The 16808-nt window shown below is 37.2% G+C and carries 16 protein-coding genes; 1 reads left to right on the top strand and 15 read right to left on the bottom strand.

Features of this window, described 5'->3' with window-relative positions:
- Nucleotides 1-8: 8 nt before the first annotated feature.
- The 3 genes from rplM to PUND_RS02285 all read right to left on the bottom strand — a co-directional run bounded on the left by rplM (nucleotide 9) and on the right by PUND_RS02285 (nucleotide 2054).
- Nucleotides 9-437, bottom strand: coding sequence for a 50S ribosomal protein L13 (gene rplM, locus PUND_RS02295; protein WP_008110876.1), 429 nt, complete (start codon nucleotides 435-437; stop codon nucleotides 9-11).
- Nucleotides 438-730: 293 nt separating this feature from the next.
- Nucleotides 731-1540, bottom strand: coding sequence for a bifunctional DNA-formamidopyrimidine glycosylase/DNA-(apurinic or apyrimidinic site) lyase (gene mutM, locus PUND_RS02290; RefSeq protein ID WP_010390658.1), 810 nt, complete (start codon nucleotides 1538-1540; stop codon nucleotides 731-733).
- Between the two features lie 13 nt (nucleotides 1541-1553).
- A complete protein-coding gene (locus PUND_RS02285; protein ID WP_010390656.1) occupies nucleotides 1554-2054 on the bottom strand; it encodes a hypothetical protein in 501 nt (166 codons plus the stop codon).
- A 117-nt stretch (nucleotides 2055-2171) separates the two neighbouring features.
- On the opposite strand from PUND_RS02285, the gene PUND_RS02280 reads away from it, so the two are divergent.
- The gene (locus PUND_RS02280; RefSeq protein WP_010390654.1) at nucleotides 2172-3095 is read left to right on the top strand and encodes a manganese-dependent inorganic pyrophosphatase; all 924 of its coding nucleotides are present in this window, start codon (nucleotides 2172-2174) and stop codon (nucleotides 3093-3095) included.
- 370 nt (nucleotides 3096-3465) lie between these two features.
- Here the strand turns inward: PUND_RS02280 and galU are convergent, their stop codons facing one another.
- The 12 genes from galU to PUND_RS02220 all read right to left on the bottom strand — a co-directional run bounded on the left by galU (nucleotide 3466) and on the right by PUND_RS02220 (nucleotide 16793).
- A complete protein-coding gene (gene galU, locus PUND_RS02275) occupies nucleotides 3466-4350 on the bottom strand; it encodes a UTP--glucose-1-phosphate uridylyltransferase GalU (protein WP_010390649.1) in 885 nt (294 codons plus the stop codon).
- A gap of 207 nt (nucleotides 4351-4557) precedes the next feature.
- Nucleotides 4558-5562 (bottom strand): NAD-dependent epimerase, encoded by a 1005-nt coding sequence (locus PUND_RS02270; RefSeq protein WP_010390648.1) that lies wholly within the window; start codon nucleotides 5560-5562, stop codon nucleotides 4558-4560.
- A gap of 70 nt (nucleotides 5563-5632) precedes the next feature.
- The gene (locus PUND_RS02265) at nucleotides 5633-6799 is read right to left on the bottom strand and encodes a nucleotide sugar dehydrogenase (RefSeq protein ID WP_010390647.1); all 1167 of its coding nucleotides are present in this window, start codon (nucleotides 6797-6799) and stop codon (nucleotides 5633-5635) included.
- Between the two features lie 127 nt (nucleotides 6800-6926).
- Nucleotides 6927-8870 carry a polysaccharide biosynthesis protein gene (locus PUND_RS02260; RefSeq protein WP_010390646.1) on the bottom strand — a complete coding sequence of 648 codons (1944 nt, stop codon included), beginning with the start codon at nucleotides 8868-8870 and terminating at the stop codon, nucleotides 6927-6929.
- 95 nt (nucleotides 8871-8965) lie between these two features.
- On the bottom strand, nucleotides 8966-10141 hold the full coding sequence (locus tag PUND_RS02255; protein WP_010390645.1) for a DegT/DnrJ/EryC1/StrS family aminotransferase: 1176 nt from the start codon (nucleotides 10139-10141) through the stop codon (nucleotides 8966-8968).
- Nucleotides 10142-10144: 3 nt separating this feature from the next.
- Entirely contained in the window at nucleotides 10145-10990 is an 846-nt protein-coding gene (locus PUND_RS02250) for a 3-hydroxyacyl-CoA dehydrogenase family protein (RefSeq protein WP_010390643.1), read from the bottom strand.
- A complete protein-coding gene (locus PUND_RS02245; RefSeq protein ID WP_010390641.1) occupies nucleotides 10990-11622 on the bottom strand; it encodes an acetyltransferase in 633 nt (210 codons plus the stop codon). The genes PUND_RS02250 and PUND_RS02245 overlap by 1 nt, the downstream gene beginning before the upstream one ends.
- Nucleotides 11619-12215, bottom strand: coding sequence for a sugar transferase (locus PUND_RS02240; RefSeq protein ID WP_010390639.1), 597 nt, complete (start codon nucleotides 12213-12215; stop codon nucleotides 11619-11621). The genes PUND_RS02245 and PUND_RS02240 overlap by 4 nt, the downstream gene beginning before the upstream one ends.
- The gene (locus PUND_RS02235; RefSeq protein ID WP_041709189.1) at nucleotides 12212-13411 is read right to left on the bottom strand and encodes a glycosyltransferase family 4 protein; all 1200 of its coding nucleotides are present in this window, start codon (nucleotides 13409-13411) and stop codon (nucleotides 12212-12214) included. The genes PUND_RS02240 and PUND_RS02235 overlap by 4 nt, the downstream gene beginning before the upstream one ends.
- Before the next feature lie 52 nt (nucleotides 13412-13463).
- The gene (locus PUND_RS02230) at nucleotides 13464-14513 is read right to left on the bottom strand and encodes a glycosyltransferase (RefSeq protein ID WP_010390636.1); all 1050 of its coding nucleotides are present in this window, start codon (nucleotides 14511-14513) and stop codon (nucleotides 13464-13466) included.
- Between the two features lie 12 nt (nucleotides 14514-14525).
- Complete coding sequence (locus tag PUND_RS02225) at nucleotides 14526-15620, bottom strand: EpsG family protein (protein WP_010390634.1); 1095 nt, start codon at nucleotides 15618-15620, stop codon at nucleotides 14526-14528.
- 36 nt (nucleotides 15621-15656) lie between these two features.
- Nucleotides 15657-16793, bottom strand: a complete 1137-nt coding sequence (locus PUND_RS02220) for a glycosyltransferase (protein ID WP_010390628.1) — start codon at nucleotides 16791-16793, stop codon at nucleotides 15657-15659.
- Nucleotides 16794-16808: the final 15 nt, after the last annotated feature.

Genomic DNA, 16808 nt, shown 5'->3' with positions numbered 1-16808 from the left:
AGTGCTCCTTAAATGTCTAGAACCTGAGGCTGTTGTGCAGCATGGTTATGCTCAGTACCCGCGTAAACTTTAAGTTTGCGGAACATAGCGCGGCCTAAAGGACCACGTGGCAACATGCCTTTAACAGCTTTTTCGATGATCATTTCAGGCTTTGCAGCTTGAAGTTTATCAAAAGTAGTAGACTTAAGACCACCTGGGAAACCAGAGTGAGCGTAGTACACTTTATCTTTGAATTTGTTACCAGTAACAGTAACTTTCTCAGCGTTGATAACGATGATGTAATCACCAGTATCTACGTGTGGTGTGTACTCAGCTTTGTGCTTACCGCGTAGGCGATGAGCGATTTCAGTAGCGATGCGACCTAAAGTTTTATCTTCAGCGTCAACTACGTACCAGTCACGTTTTACTGTTTCTGGTTTAGCAACAAACGTTTTCATTTATAAAAATCCAATGTTTTTCAATTAAAACCACAGGTAGTTATTATTAACTACCGCTCTAAGTATGCTACAACCCCTTCGAGTTTTAGACTTTTTCGCCGCTCACAAGTGGCTAAACTATATGAGGACATAGAACGCAACGTGGCAGACGCGGGAGTATACCAGCACTTAAACTACATTGCTACCGGCCGGTTGTTTTTTCCGCAAAAAGTTTTAGGCTCGAGTGTCGGGCTACGGGGGGCGAGGTAGGAGACCTGTTACCCGCAGCCCGAGAACTTTACTCTTTACCTTTATTATTTCTGACACACCTCACAAAAAACGGTGCTGCGTTGGCCTAGACGAATTTCTGTTAGTGCTGTGTCGCAATTTACACAAGGCTGGCCTTTTCGGCCATACACTAATAGCTGCTGCGCAAAGTAGCCTGGCTTACCGTCACTTTGGGCAAAGTCTTTCAACGTTGTGCCGCCTTGAGTAATTGCTGCGGCTAGGGTGTCTTTTATAATTGGGATTAACGCTTGGTAGCGTTTAAGGCTTACTTTACCCGCTTCTTTTCGCGGATCGATACCTGCTTTAAATAATGATTCGTTAGCGTAAATATTACCAACCCCCACCACCACGGCGTTATTCATAATAAACTGTTTAACAGGCACTTTTTTATTGCGAGATTGCTCATAAACACGTTTAGCAAAAAAGTCATCGGTGAGTGGCTCGGGGCCTAATTTAGCAAGTAACTTATGCTCTTCATTGGGGGCTTGCCATAAACAGCAACCAAAGCGACGTGGATCATTTAAACGCAGCGCCTTATTATTCGCTAAAATAAACTCAACATGGTCATGCTTTTTAAGTGGCTCATTGGCGTTCACAACCCTCAAGTTACCCGACATACCTAAATGCAATATAGCCGAGCCTAGCTCGCATTCTAACAATAAGTATTTTGCACGTCGTTCAATACTGCTAACCACTAACCCCTCAAGTTGATACACCTCATCTGGCACAGGCCAGCGCATACTGGCATTATGAATATTTACCTTAGTCACAACTTGGTTTAGCACATGGGGGGTAATACCCATACGGCTAACTTCTACTTCTGGTAATTCAGGCATTAATAAAACTCACTTATGAAAAGGTAAAACTTGGAAATAATTGTTTTGCAGTGGTTAAATCTAGCAACAATAGCCGCTGACTGGTTTTATCGAATAAATAATACTGACCATTCGCCTCAAATAGTAAGTACACCCAAGGTAGGGGCTCACCGGCGAGTTCAAGCGTGGCTACCGATAGTGGCTTATTCATATCAAGCGCATCAGGTGTGGTAGTCGTCATCAGCGCGGTATTTTGCCATAAATAAACTAGCTCACTAAGTTGCTGCTCTGAGCCTTGCCAACTAAGCGGTGCATTTTTTTGCAAAGCAGTAGTTCGCCAACTAGTGCCAATACGCTCAATTTTTTGGTCGATAAATTTAAGTGTTAATACAAAACTTTGAGGAGGAAGTAGTGGCTGCAGTTGCGCCTGTGTTTCATCATTCCCTATGTTTTTATGCAGTCCATTTAAAAAGAAGATCATAATCAACATCGAAAAAATAATAACATTGTTCCAACCTTTTCGGCCGAGTTGCATGTGGGTCTTCCAATTAATAATATCGATTTAAAGTGTAACCAAAACTTAATTACACTGTCTATATGTTAAAACCCAAAGACTTTGCTAGAATATCGGCAAATTTTAAGGAGTTTAGTCATGTCAATGTATGTAGTGGGCCATAAAATCCCAGATTCAGATTCAATATGTGGTGCAATTGCACTGGCTTATTTAAAAAACCAAATTGATGAACCAGCAATCCCAACTCGCTTAGGTGAAGTTTCACCAGAAACACAATTTATTTTAGATAAATTCGGTTTTGAAGCACCTGAGCTAAAACTTAGCTACGCTGGCGAAGACGTTTATATTGTAGACCACACAGAAAAAACCCAAGCACCTGATGATATCGACCAGGCTCGCGTTGTTGGCGTGGTAGATCATCACAAGCTAGGTGATTTAACCTCATCAACACCACTTGAGTGTTGGATCCGCCCTGTTGGTTGTTCAAACACCATTATTAAAATGATGTATGACTTCTACAACGTTGAGATCCCTAAAGATATTGCTGGCATTATGCTTTGCGCTATTTTAAGCGACACGGTTATTTTTAAATCACCAACCTGTACTACGGCCGATATTAAATGTGTTGAAGCACTTGCAGAAATTGCAGGCATTGAAGACTTTAAAGAACTAGGCATGGACATGTTCCGCGTTAAATCAGCCGTTGAAGATACGCCAGTACGCGACTTAGTAATGCGTGACTTTAAAGACTTTAACATGAACGGTAACCTCGTTGGTATTGGTCAGTTAGAAGTTATTGACCTTGCGGTATTTGACGAGATTAAAGCCGACCTTGAAGCCGACATCGCGAAGCTTAAAGAAGAAGGCGGTCGTCATTCAGTATTTTTACTTCTGACCGACATTATGAAAGAAGGCTCACAAATGCTAATTTCATCAGACGATGCTAGCCTAGTTGAGCAAGCCTATGGTGAAAAACCAGAAGACGGTAAAGTATGGCTAGACGGCGTATTAAGCCGTAAAAAGCAAGTAGTGCCACCACTACAAGACGCTTTTAAGGGCTAGGTTCGAGGTTCGAGGTTCGAGGTTCGAGGTTCGAGGTTCGAGGTTCGAGATATTTAAAAACCTTGCGGTTAGTGTCGCAAGGTTTTTTATGCCTGTAGCAGCGGGTTCACCCCGCGTCAGTATTTGGTTTTAGGGTTTAGGGCTTAGGTTTAGGTCCCTAACTCGTCGCTCGTAACCAGCAGCCCGTAACTTCCTCTAAAAGCGCAGCGTCTCTTAAACTCTTTGCGCATAAATATTTTAAGATCTTATTCACAAAGAGAAGTGAATGAGGAGTAAATGAGAAAATAAAACCATTAGCCCAACTGGTTAATTCGAGGTTCTAGGCTCGATGCCCATACCCCGTCGCTCGTAGCTCGTTACCCGATGCCCGTTACCCTTTAACCAACTTTTTCATATGCTCAGTAAACTCATTGCCTAAGCTTTTATCGCGCATGCTATATTCAACTATTGCTTTTAAATAACCGAGCTTGTCGCCACAATCATGCGAACGGCCACTCATATGAAACGCTTCTACCGTATCAATAGCAAGTAATGAGTCAATAGCATCTGTAAGCTGTATTTCACCGCCTGCGCCTACATGTGTTTTAGCGAGTAATGGCCAAATATTTTTACTTAAAACATAACGGCCAACAACCGCTAGGTTTGAAGGAGAAAAATCTGCGGCTGGTTTTTCAACCATTCTTTTAATTACTGCACTTTCACCAGCGGTTAGCTCTACACCATTAATATCAGCAATACCGTATTTACTAACATCTTCAAGAGCAACGGGTTCTAGCATAATTTGGCTGGCTTTCGTTTGCTCAAAACGAGCAATCATCGCCGCTAAGTTTTCAGTTTTTTGATTTGCCGTATAAGCATCGAGGATTACATCAGGTAGCACAACCACAAAGTCATCATCACCAACGATTGGTTTGGCACATAAAATGGCATGCCCTAAACCTTTAGCTTCACCTTGGCGCACATGCATAATAGTCACATCTGCAGGGCAAATAGAACGAACTTCTTCAAGTAAAGCGCGCTTAACCCGCCTTTCTAGCGTGGCCTCTAGTTCAAAACTGGTATCAAAGTGGTTCTCAATGGCATTTTTAGAGCTATGTGTTACGAGTACAATTTCTTTAATACCCGCAGCTACACATTCATTTACAATGTATTGAATAAACGGTTTATCAACCAAGGGGAGCATTTCTTTAGGGATTGCCTTAGTCATTGGCAACATACGGGTGCCTAAACCGGCAACGGGGATTACAGCTTTCAAGGGTAGTCCTTTAATTAAATCATTTAAATATTTTTGTAAATTACCAGCTAAATAATATATCTAAGCTGAACATTTTTAATCTTTTTTAAGTAATGTTTGAGTAAAACAACATCATCAAAAAAAGAAAAAGACCGAGTTCAAATTAGGCTCGGTCTTTTTTAACGTTTAGTTATAACGTCTATTTTTTATATCTTAATCTAAGCTTTATTATTTGTTATAAAAATCTTTATACCAAGTAATAAATTCGGCAACACCTTTTTTAATACCAACTTTTGGCTTGTAACCTGTTGCCGCAAATAAATCTTGGGTATCTGCATAGGTTTGGTATACATCACCGGGCTGCATTTCACGGAAGTTCTTTTTAGCCTCAATACCTAGCTCATCTTCAATGGCTTTTACAAAGTCCATTAAACTAATTGGTGAACCATGACCAATATTATAAACCGAATACGGCGCGGAGCTATTGGCAGGCGTTCCAGCTTCTACACTCCAATCAGCATTTTTAGCAGGTACTACATCTGCAATGCGTACAACACCTTCAACAATATCATCTACATGCGTAAAATCACGCCACATATCGCCATTGTTATTAATGTCGATGGTGTCGCCATCAAGTATTTTTTTAGTAAAAATAAATGGCGCCATATCTGGGCGGCCCCAGGAGCCATACACAGTAAAAAAGCGCAGCCCTGTAGTTGGTATATCGTATAAATGTGAGTAGCTGTGTGACATTAACTCATTGGCTTTTTTGGTTGCCGCATATAACGATACAGGATGATCAACAGAGTCAGATGTTTCAAATGGCACTTTGGCGTTTAAGCCATACACCGAGCTAGACGAGGCATAAATTAAATGCTTAACATTCGTTTGGCGACAACCCTCTAAAATATTTAGATGGCCTGTTAAGTTTGAGTCAGCGTAGGCATAGGGGTTTTCTAATGAATACCGTACACCCGCTTGTGCCGCCAAATGAATTACTCGATCAAACTGTGATTCCTCAAACAAGCTTTGCATCGCAACACGATCAGCCAAATCGACCTGCTTAAACAAAAACTGGCCATGCTCAATACGTTTGAGGCGCGCATGCTTTAAATTTACATCGTAATAATCATTTAAGTTATCAATACCTACCACTTCATGACCAGCAGAGGTTAGTTTTTCTACAACCGCACTACCAATAAAGCCAGCTGCGCCTGTTACTAAATATTTCATTTTAAACCTTTTAAAAGAAGTTTTAAGCCCGTGTCCCGAAGCTCAAATTTCGTCACCTTTAATCTTTATTTTAATCACTACCAAATAAATCACGTGTATATACTTTATCTGCAACATCACTTAGCTCATCAACCATACGGTTAGATACCACTACATCTGATATTAGCTTAAATTCGTTTAAGTTTTTTATTACACGCGAATGATAAAATTCATCTTCTTCAAGTACAGGTTCATAAACAACAACCTCAATGCCCTTAGCTTTAATGCGTTTCATTATACCTTGAATAGCAGAGGCTCTAAAGTTATCAGAACCCGTCTTCATAACTAAACGATATACACCTACTACTTTGGGGTTCCGTTTAATAATTGAATCTGCAATAAAATCTTTGCGTGTAGTATTAGCGTCAACAATTGCACCAATGATATTATTGGGTACATTAGCATAATTAGCGCGAAGCTGCTTTGTATCTTTCGGTAAACAATAACCACCGTAGCCAAATGACGGGTTATTGTAGTGGTTGCCTATGCGAGGGTCTAAACCAACTCCTTGTATAATTTGCTTGCTGTTTAAGCCATGCGCTTCAGCGTAACTGTCTAACTCATTAAAGTAAGCTACCCGCATAGCTAAGTAAGTGTTAGAAAATAACTTAATGGCCTCAGCTTCGGTTGAATCTGTAAATAATACTTCAACATCTTGCTTTATGGCACCTTGCTTAAGCAAGCCAGCAAATGTTGCTGCTCGCTCGCTTTGCTCACCCACCACAATACGCGACGGATACAAGTTATCGTAAAGCGCCTTACCTTCACGTAAAAACTCGGGCGAAAAAATAATATTAGCATTATTGAACTTCTGTTTTAAGAACTCTGTAAATCCAACGGGTACGGTTGACTTAATAACCATCGTGGCATCTGGGTTTATCGCTAATACATCAGTAATAACTGATTCAACACTGTTAGTATTGAAATAATTAGTTTCAGGATCGTAATCAGTTGGGGTTGCGATTATAACGAATTCAACTCCGGTAAATGCAATGTTTTTATTTGCAGTTGCTGAAAAATTTAATGATTTCTTTTTTAAAAAATCACTAATTTCAACATCCAATATAGGTGATTTCTTATTATTTAAATGTGCTATTTTTTTTTCGTCGATATCAAGTGCAACAACTTCATTATGTTGTGCTAATAGTATTGCATTAGACAGGCCAACATAGCCTGTGCCTACTACGGCAACTTTCATTTAAATTCCTTAATATGGGTTTGAGGTTCTAGGTGAGAGGCCAATTACACTTAGCTCGTAGCCCATTGCTAGTTGCTAGTAACCCGCACCTCGTAGCTCGTTGCCCGCAGTCCGCAGTCCGAAACCTTTAACCTCTTAACTTAACTACTTTCTTATTTGCAGGTGCAGTTTTTCTAGCATTCCATACTAAGTCACAAATCCCATCTGTAGGGTTGAAGCTAGTTGGAGCATCAAGTAGTAATTTACGAATCTTTTCATGATCAAAGTTATGACAAGCTGTATCTAGCGCGTCTATAAACACGTTAAGCTCACTAAGCGGTAACATCACTTCATTTGCAGTCATAATTCGCTCATGAGTAGTCTGGCCTACATTATCACCTATTAATAGCTCTTCAAATAGTTTTTCACCTGGGCGTAAGCCTGTACAAAGTATTTCAATATCACCGTGCGGGTTAGATTCACTTTTAATTTCAAAGCCAGATAGCCTAACCATTTTAGTCGCTAAATCTTTTATTTTAACTGAGTCACCCATATCAAGTACGAACACATCCCCCCCTTTACCCATGGCACCTGCTTGTATAACAAGCTGTGCAGCTTCAGGTATGGTCATAAAAAAGCGGGTAATATCAGGATGAGTCAGTGTTATAGCCCCCCCTTCTTTTATTTGGCGTCTAAATAATGGAACAACAGATCCACTTGAGCCTAGTACGTTACCAAAACGCACCATGCAAAAACGTGTATTATGCTTAGCGCCTTGTTCTTGAGCTAACCCCTGTAAAACAAGTTCAGCCATACGCTTGGTTGCTCCCATAACATTGGTTGGGCGAACAGCTTTGTCGGTCGATATAAGTACAAAGGTTTCTACTTTGGCATTTACCGCCGCCTTAGCCGCATAGTAAGTACCAAATACATTATTACGTACCCCCTCAACTACATTATGTTCAACAAGTGGCACGTGTTTGTAAGCAGCAGCGTGGTATACCGTTTGAACACCAAAGGCCATCATTACAGTTTCAAGCCTGTTAATACGCTGCACGGAACCCATTATAGGTATTAGTTCTATCGAAAGTTGACCATGATCAATATATTCACATAGTTCTTTTTCTATTGAGTATAAAGCTATTTCGCTGCGTTCGAATAAAATTATTTTTAAAGGGTTTTGTTTAATAATTTGTCTACACAACTCAGACCCAATAGAGCCACCTGCGCCTGTAACCATAACCACTTTATTGGTAATATTTGCTGCCATTAAATCTGTTTTTGGAGTTACAGGGTCACGACCAAGTAGGTCTTCTATTTCAACTTCTCTAAATTCAGAAAGCTTAGCCTTACCTTCAACTACATCAGCCATACCAGGAATAGACAGCACTTTAATAGAAAGCGGCTCTAATTGGGCTAATACTTCTTTTCGCCTTGCTCTAGAGACACTAGGCATAGCTAAGAGAACCTTGGTGGCATTACGTTTCTCAATTAATTCCTGAACGTCTCTAAAAGCAATTACAGGGATACCTTGTACAATAGAGCCATGTTTGGCAGTATCATCATCTATAAAAGCACTTACAAAATACTCAGGGCCTGCATTTAAGCCAGTAGCTAGCTGCCGGCCTGCCGATCCTGCTCCATATATAATGACTGACTCTTTATTGTTGGTCATAAGTTTAGCTATAATGGCCCTCACTAAAATCCGTGAACCACCTACTGTAAGCAAACATAACCAAGCAAATATAAACGGCATAGTTCTAGGTATGTTTACACCAGTAAAAAAGGCTAACAACACTAAGCTAACTGTCGTTATTAAAGTACCTACTATAATTGCCCACAACGCTTGTGAATTCATATACCTGAGTACTGCGCGGTATAAACCCAACTTAATAAATGCAATCAAACTTGTTGGGATAAGCAACGCTAGCAACAACCAATTATTTATACTTTTAAGAGGCTCCAAGCTGTCAAGCCTTACAATAAGCGCCAACCAAAAAGCCAACATAATAAAAAGCGAATCAATACATAATGTAATTATTCGCTTCTTTGCACGTGAGGCGTTAATAATAGAACGGATAAAACTATCCACAACAAGTTCCTTTAATACAAGACTCTAGGCTCTAGAGCTATACAAAATTTATTTAATATCATAAGTACAACAAACTACACCTGAAACTGTTATTGCTATTTAGATGCAAGCTCAAATACTTCTTTTATTACTTGTGCCGTTTTAGCCATTTCGGTTTCAGTTAGTGTAGGGTGAACTAAAAACATTATTGATGTTTCGCCCAGCTCAACCGCATTAGGCAAACGGTTATTTGGTCGCCATGGTGTATTATCAAACGCTTTTTCTAGATAAACCTCAGAGCAACTCCCCTGAAAACAAGGAACGCCACGTTCAACAATTTCATTAACTATGCGATCTCGGCTCCAGCCATCAGCCAGCTGCTGAGGTTTAATAAACATATAATGTTTATATTCGGCATGTTTAGTATAGTCAGGTACTTCAACTAAGCGAATACAGCTGAAACCTTTTGCCGCCTGATCTAATAATGCTCCATGAGCTTGGCGTTTTGCAGTCCAATCATCCATTCGAGTTAATTGTATTCTACCTATAACAGCCTGCATTTCAGTCATGCGCCAGTTTGTGCCAAAACTTTCATGTAACCATCTAAAGCCTGGTGGATGCTCACGGTTATAAATAGCATCAAAGCTCTTGCCGTGATCTTTATAACTCCACATAGCCGACCACAACTCTTTAGAGTTAGTAGTTACCATGCCACCTTCGCCACCTGTAGTCATAATTTTATCTTGGCAAAAGCTCCACGCACCAATATGGCCTATACTACCTACTGAGCGGCCTTTATATTTAGCACCATGCGCTTGTGCACAATCTTCTATTACATAAAAACCATGCTCTTCACTAAGCGCCATTATTTCATCCATTTCCGCAGGCATTCCCGCTAAATGCACCACAATAACCGCTTTGGTCTTAGGTGTTAATACCGCTTTTATTGACTCTGCCGTAATAGCTTGACTGTTTAAATCAACATCTGCAAATACAGGCGCAGCTCCAGCCGTTACAATGCTGGAAGCCGACGCTAAAAAAGTACGGGGTGTGGTTATTATTTCATCGCCAGCACCTACACCGAGCGCCTTTAAGGCTATGTCGAGCGCTAATGTACCATTACCTAGTGCAACTGCATATTCACTATCAGTCCATGTAGCGAATTCTTTTTCAAAGTCGCGGCCTTCGGTACCTGTCCAATAATTAACTTTATTTGAAAGAACAACACTGCTTACGGCATCGGCCTCTTGTTGAGTGAAGCTAGGCCAAGGAGAAAATGGGGTATTTAGCATATATTAATACTCAAAAAAGCCTTTTTTAGTTTTACGACCTAAATGATTAGCTCGAACCATTTTTCTTAAAAGAGGGTGTGCTCTGTACTTAGGATCGCCAGTTTCGTTATATAGAGTTTCCATAATAGAAAGATTTACATCATTACCAATTAAATCAGCAAGTGCCAATGGCCCCATTGGATGGTGAGCTCCAAATTTCATTGCTTTATCAATATCCTCAGCATTAGCAACACCTTCGGCCAAAATACTAACGGCCTCATTAATCATTGGTATAAGCATCCGATTTACAACAAAACCAGGAGCCTCTTGAACAACTACAGGCACTTTCCCTAGATTTTTTGTTAAAGTCTGTAACTGCTCAACTATTGCAAATGCAGTTTCGTGACCTACAATAATTTCAACTAATTCCATTATCGGAGCTGGGTTAAAAAAGTGTAAGCCAACTACATTTTTAGGATTTGGTAAAACGCTAGCAAAAGCAGTAATAGATAATGATGATGTATTCGAAGCAATAATTACAGATTCATTTATAAACTCAGCAAGCTTAGCGAAAAGCACCATTTTAGCTGTAAAATCTTCAACTATTGCCTCTATAATTAAATCAGAATTAACAACAGTAGCTAATTCAGAACAACAGTATAGCTTTTCTAGCGCAAAACTGGCTTGCTCCTCTGATATTTTGCCTTTTCGAGCAAGACGAGAGATATTTTTTGCACAAGTATTTTTTGAAGCTAGAGCTTTTTCTTCAGTTCTCGCTATTAAATTAACTTTAGAAACTTCGTTACTTATACATAACACTTGAGTTATGCCTGTAGCCATCGTTCCAGAACCAATTATTGATACTTCCATTATTCAACAATTTCCTTCAATTTTTTTGCTGGATTACCCGCAAAAATCAAACGTTCAGGAATATTCTTAGTAAGAATACCACCCATACCTAACATTGAACCTTCAGCAAGTTCAAGACCTTGCCTAATAACAGCCCCAGTACCAACCTCAACTAGATACTGTAATTTAACATTACCTGATACTGCCACCATAGGTGCAATAGTAACGTAATCAGCGAATTCACATTCATGACCTACTGTTACATTCAAATTTAAAATGTTATGTTTACCTAGCGATATATCTGCTGTGAGTATAGAGCCAGCACAAATAATAGAGCCCTCACCAATGCTAACCGTATTAGAAAGTCTCACACTAGGATGAATTAAGATGGCAAAATCAGGTTCCCCAAAAGTTAGCATCTTATCTAATACTTTTTTTCTTGTTCGTGGCGAACCAATTGCAATAATAAACTCGCAATCTTTATAATTGATCCAATTAGAAACATCACCTAAAACAGTAGCACCTTGCACTTGTGTATTATGCGTTTGAGCAGAGTCATCTAAAACGCCTCTAACCTTGCGACTGCAATCATTGGCGAGCCAAATAACTTCCTTAGCAAAGCCTCCACCACCAATAACTATCAAATCTTTCATTTTTTACAGCTCCCTTTAAAGCGAGTCATTGTAACTTCGCCTTCAGCACTTATACCTTCGCGTACGAATACCTTTCTTATGGTCAATAATAAAATTTTAAAATCCAACCATATACTTTGGTTATCAACATACCACACATCTAGCTCAAACTTTTGCTCCCAGCTAATAGCATTTCGACCATTAACCTGTGCCCACCCAGTAATACCAGGGCGTACATTATGCCTACGAGCTTGCTCTTTATCGTATAAAGGTAAATAATCTACAAGTAGCGGCCGAGGACCTACTAGGCTCATATCGCCTTTTAGTACATTAAATAATCCAGGAAGCTCGTCTAAACTTGTAGAGCGTAAAAAAGAGCCTAACTTAGTCATACGCTGCTCATCAGGTAATAAATTTCCCTGTTTATCTTTAGCATCTAACATAGTTCTAAACTTCATCATCTTAAAAGTATTGCCATTTAAACCCGGGCGATTTTGAGTAAATAATATAGGGGAGCCTAATTTAAGGCGCACTAAAGCAGCAACAATTAAAATTAAAGGCATTGTTACAATCAATAAGATCACAGAAACTAGTAAATCAAACACAAACTTCATGAAACACCAACTTTAAAAAGTGAGTTTAATTTTTTAAATAAATTATCTCTATTGAATTCATTTAAACCTAAATTTAATGAGGCTTTACATGCATTTTTATATTTGCCATCATTAAACAAGAACTCTTTTAAAGCTATATAATCAGACTCAGTTGGATCATTGTTTATAACAAGTCCACAGTATGTTTTTTCAATTAAATCTTTAATCCACCCACCATGATTAATTAAAAGAGGGGTTCCTGCAGCAAAAGCATCAAATACTTTGTTAGCTGAGTTGGCATATAGCGCTTTAATTGGTAAAACCGTAGATGCTGCCATGTCAAAAATAGAATGAACGGCTGATAACTGCTTTTTATTAACATTAGGCATAAAGTAAACCACCTTATCTGTAATACCTAATTTGCCCGCAAATTTTCTTAAATCACTTTCTTGCCTGCCTTTTCCTATTACTACAAAAGCAACTTCACCATTAGAAAAAGAGGCTAACTTTATAAAACTTTCTAGATTATTTACAACACCTAAGGCACCGGTGTAAAAAACAACCTTTTTATGCCTCCTTCTAATTACTTTCAATTTACTAATAAACGAGTCATTTTCACTTAATGGGAGGTTAAAAAGATGGCAATCAGAAGCATTTGGTATAACACTTATTTTTCCCTTTATCTTTTCATTACTGATACTTTTTTCCATATCTGGAGATAAAGCAACTATATGTTCTGCGTTGCTATAGGCTTGTCTCTCTAAAATTGATGATAGTTTGATTAGGGCTCTATTCTTGATAACTCCTAAAGCAACAGGGACCTCGGGCCAAACATCTCTTACCTCAAAAATGAAAGGCTTTTTTTTAAATAACTTATAAATTAGAGCAGGGATAGCTATGGTTAAAGGCGTACTAGTGGCATAGAGTTTATCGCTTTTTATACGACAAATATGAACACTTGATAGTATTAAGAATTTGAAAAATGCATATAAGCGCATACAAAAGCCGTAGTTATTATTATAACTTACTGAAATCCAGTGGACCTCGAAACCTTCCTGTTTTTCAACTTTCCAACCTTTAAACTTATTCTCGGTATCACTAGTTACAACAATGACATCATGCCCTGCTTTAGCTAACCTTTTAGCAAACTCGTAAGAACGAATTCCACCGTTCATAGATGGTGTACAGTAATATTGATGAAGATATATGATTCTCATTTGGTAGCCTTGATAATAGCTATTAGAAGATTAATGATCAAAAGTGTTTTAGCTATGATACAAAAAAATTATATTTTTCCATGGTTAATTTTACATTGTCCTCATGGTAAGTAACAGCATCAATTAAACACTTACTAACTAAATCTTTATAATCTTTAGGACTTAATAAAAACGAATGACTCAAAACATTAGTTAAATCAGAAACGCTTTTACTTTTATATAAATAACCATTTTCGTTGCTTTTCACAATCTCCTTATTATATTTCCAATCACTAGCTATAATTGGAACGCCAGATGCCATAGCATCTATTAGACAACCAGGAAACCCCTCACCTTCATAATAAGTAGGAAATAAAAAAAAGTTATAACTAACTAAAGTTTCTTGTATTTCACTTGGGGACACAAAACCTTTATAGGTTACTATCAGGTTTTCAGATTTAAATTTTTTAATTGCGTTTTTAAACTCACTTTCAAAGCAATTATCCAGAGGACCATATATGTCAAAATTAAATTGCTTATCTTTAAAATTAGAGGCGACATTATAGAGTGCATTAATTGAATCTATTAAGCCTTTTTCCTTAATTACTCTACCTACGTATACATAATTAACTTTTGTAGAGTTCTTTTCTTTTTCTTCTAAAACACTTTCCAATTTGAATTTAACAAAAGTTTTAAAATTTGGAAGAACATAGCTCTTTATACCAATTTTAATTAACTTACTTGTCATATCCCTAGTTTCAACAAATATTCTAAAGTTACTTGAAATAGCTTTTTTTATAAACCGACGAGAAATCATTAAGTATTCAGGCAACCAACCACCAATAACTATATAGTCTGCTTTTTTATTAAATATATAAAATAAACAGGCCAATATCGGCAAAGCTTTTTGAGCGGGAAGGATTACGAACTTATCATAACGAAACACTACGAATAATAAGTAGAAAATTTTAGATATACTTTTTAAATTTGATGTATCAAATGCAATGGTATCATCTGCCCGCTCTTTTTTTAGCAAGCTATAGACAACATTAGTTTTAATTGTTTGACCACAATTACCCTGTCCACTTCCAAAATTACCTATTACAACTAACTGATTTTTCATTACTCACCAAAATCAAATAATTAAACTTATCCAAGTATCATATTCAAATAAGCTGGGGTTACTAAATGCATTTCTGCTCATTAAAAGAATAGAAAACATACTAACAATAAAGAACATAAAATTTCTGAAATAAAAATTACGAATCTTATTTATTAAAATACATGCCACTATAGGCTCTACAATATCGAATAAGTAGATCGCTCTTGCATATATTAACTCTACATCCATAAAGAAACTTGTAAGAATTATACCAACCAAATAAACCTTTATAATCTGAAGGTTTACCTCTTTTTCAGAACGAAAGCTATTATAAAAAATTATAAGACAAATAGTCATTAATAGATGCCTCAATGGTGTTAAATTATATATTAATACCTTGTCCCCATGAACACCACTAAATGCATAATTGTATAGAATAGTTAATATTGGATTACTAAATATTTGCGTTAGCATCTCCAATAGAGGTTTCAGTAAAGAAAAAAAAGAAGAAACAAGAGGTAAAGCCAATGCCCAAAAAAGCAAATATCTTAATTTGTAATCACGAGTAATAAGTAAAATAAGAAAAATAATACATATAGAGTGTATTGTTGTAGCCAAAATAACAGCTACAAAAAACTTAAGTTTATCTCCCTTAAAGAAAAAAATTAAGCCTACACATAGCACGGCTAAACCTAACGCCATCCTAACTTGAATAAACTCAGCTCGAAAAAAATGCAAAGCCAAATAAAAGCAAGTGCAAAAAAACACATTTTTTACTAATTTGAAATAGAAGAAGAATTTTAAATATAGTGAAACTAACGCTATCACAAAAATCGCACTATAACTTTCTAGTGATATTGTTTTTAAGATGCTATTTATGAACTTATAGCCTATTTCAGAGTGTATATGTGAAACATCAGTTAAGTTGAATCCCGAAATTTTCGGCACAAGTTGAAATATATCTATATAAGCCCCGTAGTCATTACCAGAATACCAACGTAAGCCACAAAAAATAGCAAAAAAAGTAACTACTACGAAAGTAATTTTAATCTGAGCTCTATTATCACAAGCGTAAGCAAAGGATGTAAAAAAAAATAGGAATAATGAGCTTAATAAGTAATAAGTCAATTTAAAACCTTAGATCCAAACATTGATTTACTAACATCATAATTTGCATATCCGGTTAGGCTTGATAAGTAATCGCTCCCAATCAGTCAATATTGTCTTATTTGAAAAACTATTAGAGGTTTTTTTTATCACCTTAGGATCTTGTAAATTATTATCACTTAATAAAACATTAATAGCTTGAGCAAAAGCATCTAAATTTTGGTTTTCAACCAATATACCATTACAATGAGGTATCACAATCTCTGAAGGGCCACTAGAACAGTCGAAAGCGACAATAGGTGTTCCTAGAGTAATAGATTCAACTAACACATTCGGGAAGCCTTCATATAAAGATGTCAATAAAGTTGCTCTTGCATGTAAATAGTAACTAATCGTATTTTCGGTGAAACCTACAAATTCAACTTTATCAATAATACCTAAAAAATCAGCGTGCTTCTTTAAGTCAGCCTCTAAGCTTCCCACTCCGATTATTTTTAATTCCATGTTAGGGTAAGAGTGACTTATTTTTCTAAATACCTCAATGGCATTATGGAAAGCTTTTTGTTTCTCTAGTCGCCCTACGCAAAGGAGGTATTCCTTTTTGTGAACTCCCTGAAAGTTATAATTTTTTGCAGCCCTTTCAATTTTTTGATTAACAGCGTTATATATAACACTTGTTTTTTTATCCAATTCTGGGAAAACACTTAATAAATCACTTTCCATAGCTTTGCACTGATTTACAACATGGTCGGCCTTACTATAAAGCTTTGATATTAAAAACTTCAATAATCTTGAGCGCACTCCCTTCGAGCTATCATTTAGCTTTTGTGTTAAAGAGTTCATATTACGGGTAAAAATAAAGTAATTTAATGGTGAAAACATACGTATTAAAACAAGCAAAATAGTAATATCATAACTAAAGGCCACTAACTTAGTTGTCTGGGTATTTTTAATAAATTTATATATAGGAAAAAGTGCATACCTAGCATGATCAACTCCTAAGGTAATAAAGTTAACCCTCTTATTTATTCGCTTATGGTAAACAGAACTATTCATATTCAATACTACCAACGTTACATCCCAACCTAGTTCTGATAGACCATTAGCTATATTCACACACACACCCTCGGCACCACCTCCAGAAAGCGAGTTAATGATAAAAGTAATTTTTTTTGGATTTTCCTTGGCTTTCACAAAACCTCCATATAA

Origin of the sequence: Pseudoalteromonas undina (genome assembly GCF_000238275.3) — a bacterium.
Taxonomy (GTDB): domain Bacteria; phylum Pseudomonadota; class Gammaproteobacteria; order Enterobacterales; family Alteromonadaceae; genus Pseudoalteromonas; species Pseudoalteromonas undina.
The sequence above is the reverse complement of the archived record's forward strand: the minus strand, read 5'-3'. Positions and strand labels throughout refer to the sequence as shown.

Bases quoted from the DNA above. Each gene is read 5' to 3' on its own strand.
- rplM (WP_008110876.1), bottom strand. From the start codon at position 437: ATGAAAACGTTTGTTGCTAAACCAGAAACAGTAAAACGTGACTGGTAC.
- mutM (WP_010390658.1), bottom strand. From the start codon at position 1,540: ATGCCTGAATTACCAGAAGTAGAAGTTAGCCGTATGGGTATTACCCCC.
- PUND_RS02285 (WP_010390656.1), bottom strand. From the start codon at position 2,054: ATGCAACTCGGCCGAAAAGGTTGGAACAATGTTATTATTTTTTCGATG.
- PUND_RS02280 (WP_010390654.1), top strand. From the start codon at position 2,172: ATGTCAATGTATGTAGTGGGCCATAAAATCCCAGATTCAGATTCAATA.
- PUND_RS02270 (WP_010390648.1), bottom strand. From the start codon at position 5,562: ATGAAATATTTAGTAACAGGCGCAGCTGGCTTTATTGGTAGTGCGGTT.
- PUND_RS02265 (WP_010390647.1), bottom strand. From the start codon at position 6,799: ATGAAAGTTGCCGTAGTAGGCACAGGCTATGTTGGCCTGTCTAATGCA.
- PUND_RS02255 (WP_010390645.1), bottom strand. From the start codon at position 10,141: ATGCTAAATACCCCATTTTCTCCTTGGCCTAGCTTCACTCAACAAGAG.
- PUND_RS02250 (WP_010390643.1), bottom strand. From the start codon at position 10,990: ATGGAAGTATCAATAATTGGTTCTGGAACGATGGCTACAGGCATAACT.
- PUND_RS02245 (WP_010390641.1), bottom strand. From the start codon at position 11,622: ATGAAAGATTTGATAGTTATTGGTGGTGGAGGCTTTGCTAAGGAAGTT.
- PUND_RS02240 (WP_010390639.1), bottom strand. From the start codon at position 12,215: ATGAAGTTTGTGTTTGATTTACTAGTTTCTGTGATCTTATTGATTGTA.
- PUND_RS02235 (WP_041709189.1), bottom strand. From the start codon at position 13,411: ATGAGAATCATATATCTTCATCAATATTACTGTACACCATCTATGAAC.
- PUND_RS02230 (WP_010390636.1), bottom strand. From the start codon at position 14,513: ATGAAAAATCAGTTAGTTGTAATAGGTAATTTTGGAAGTGGACAGGGT.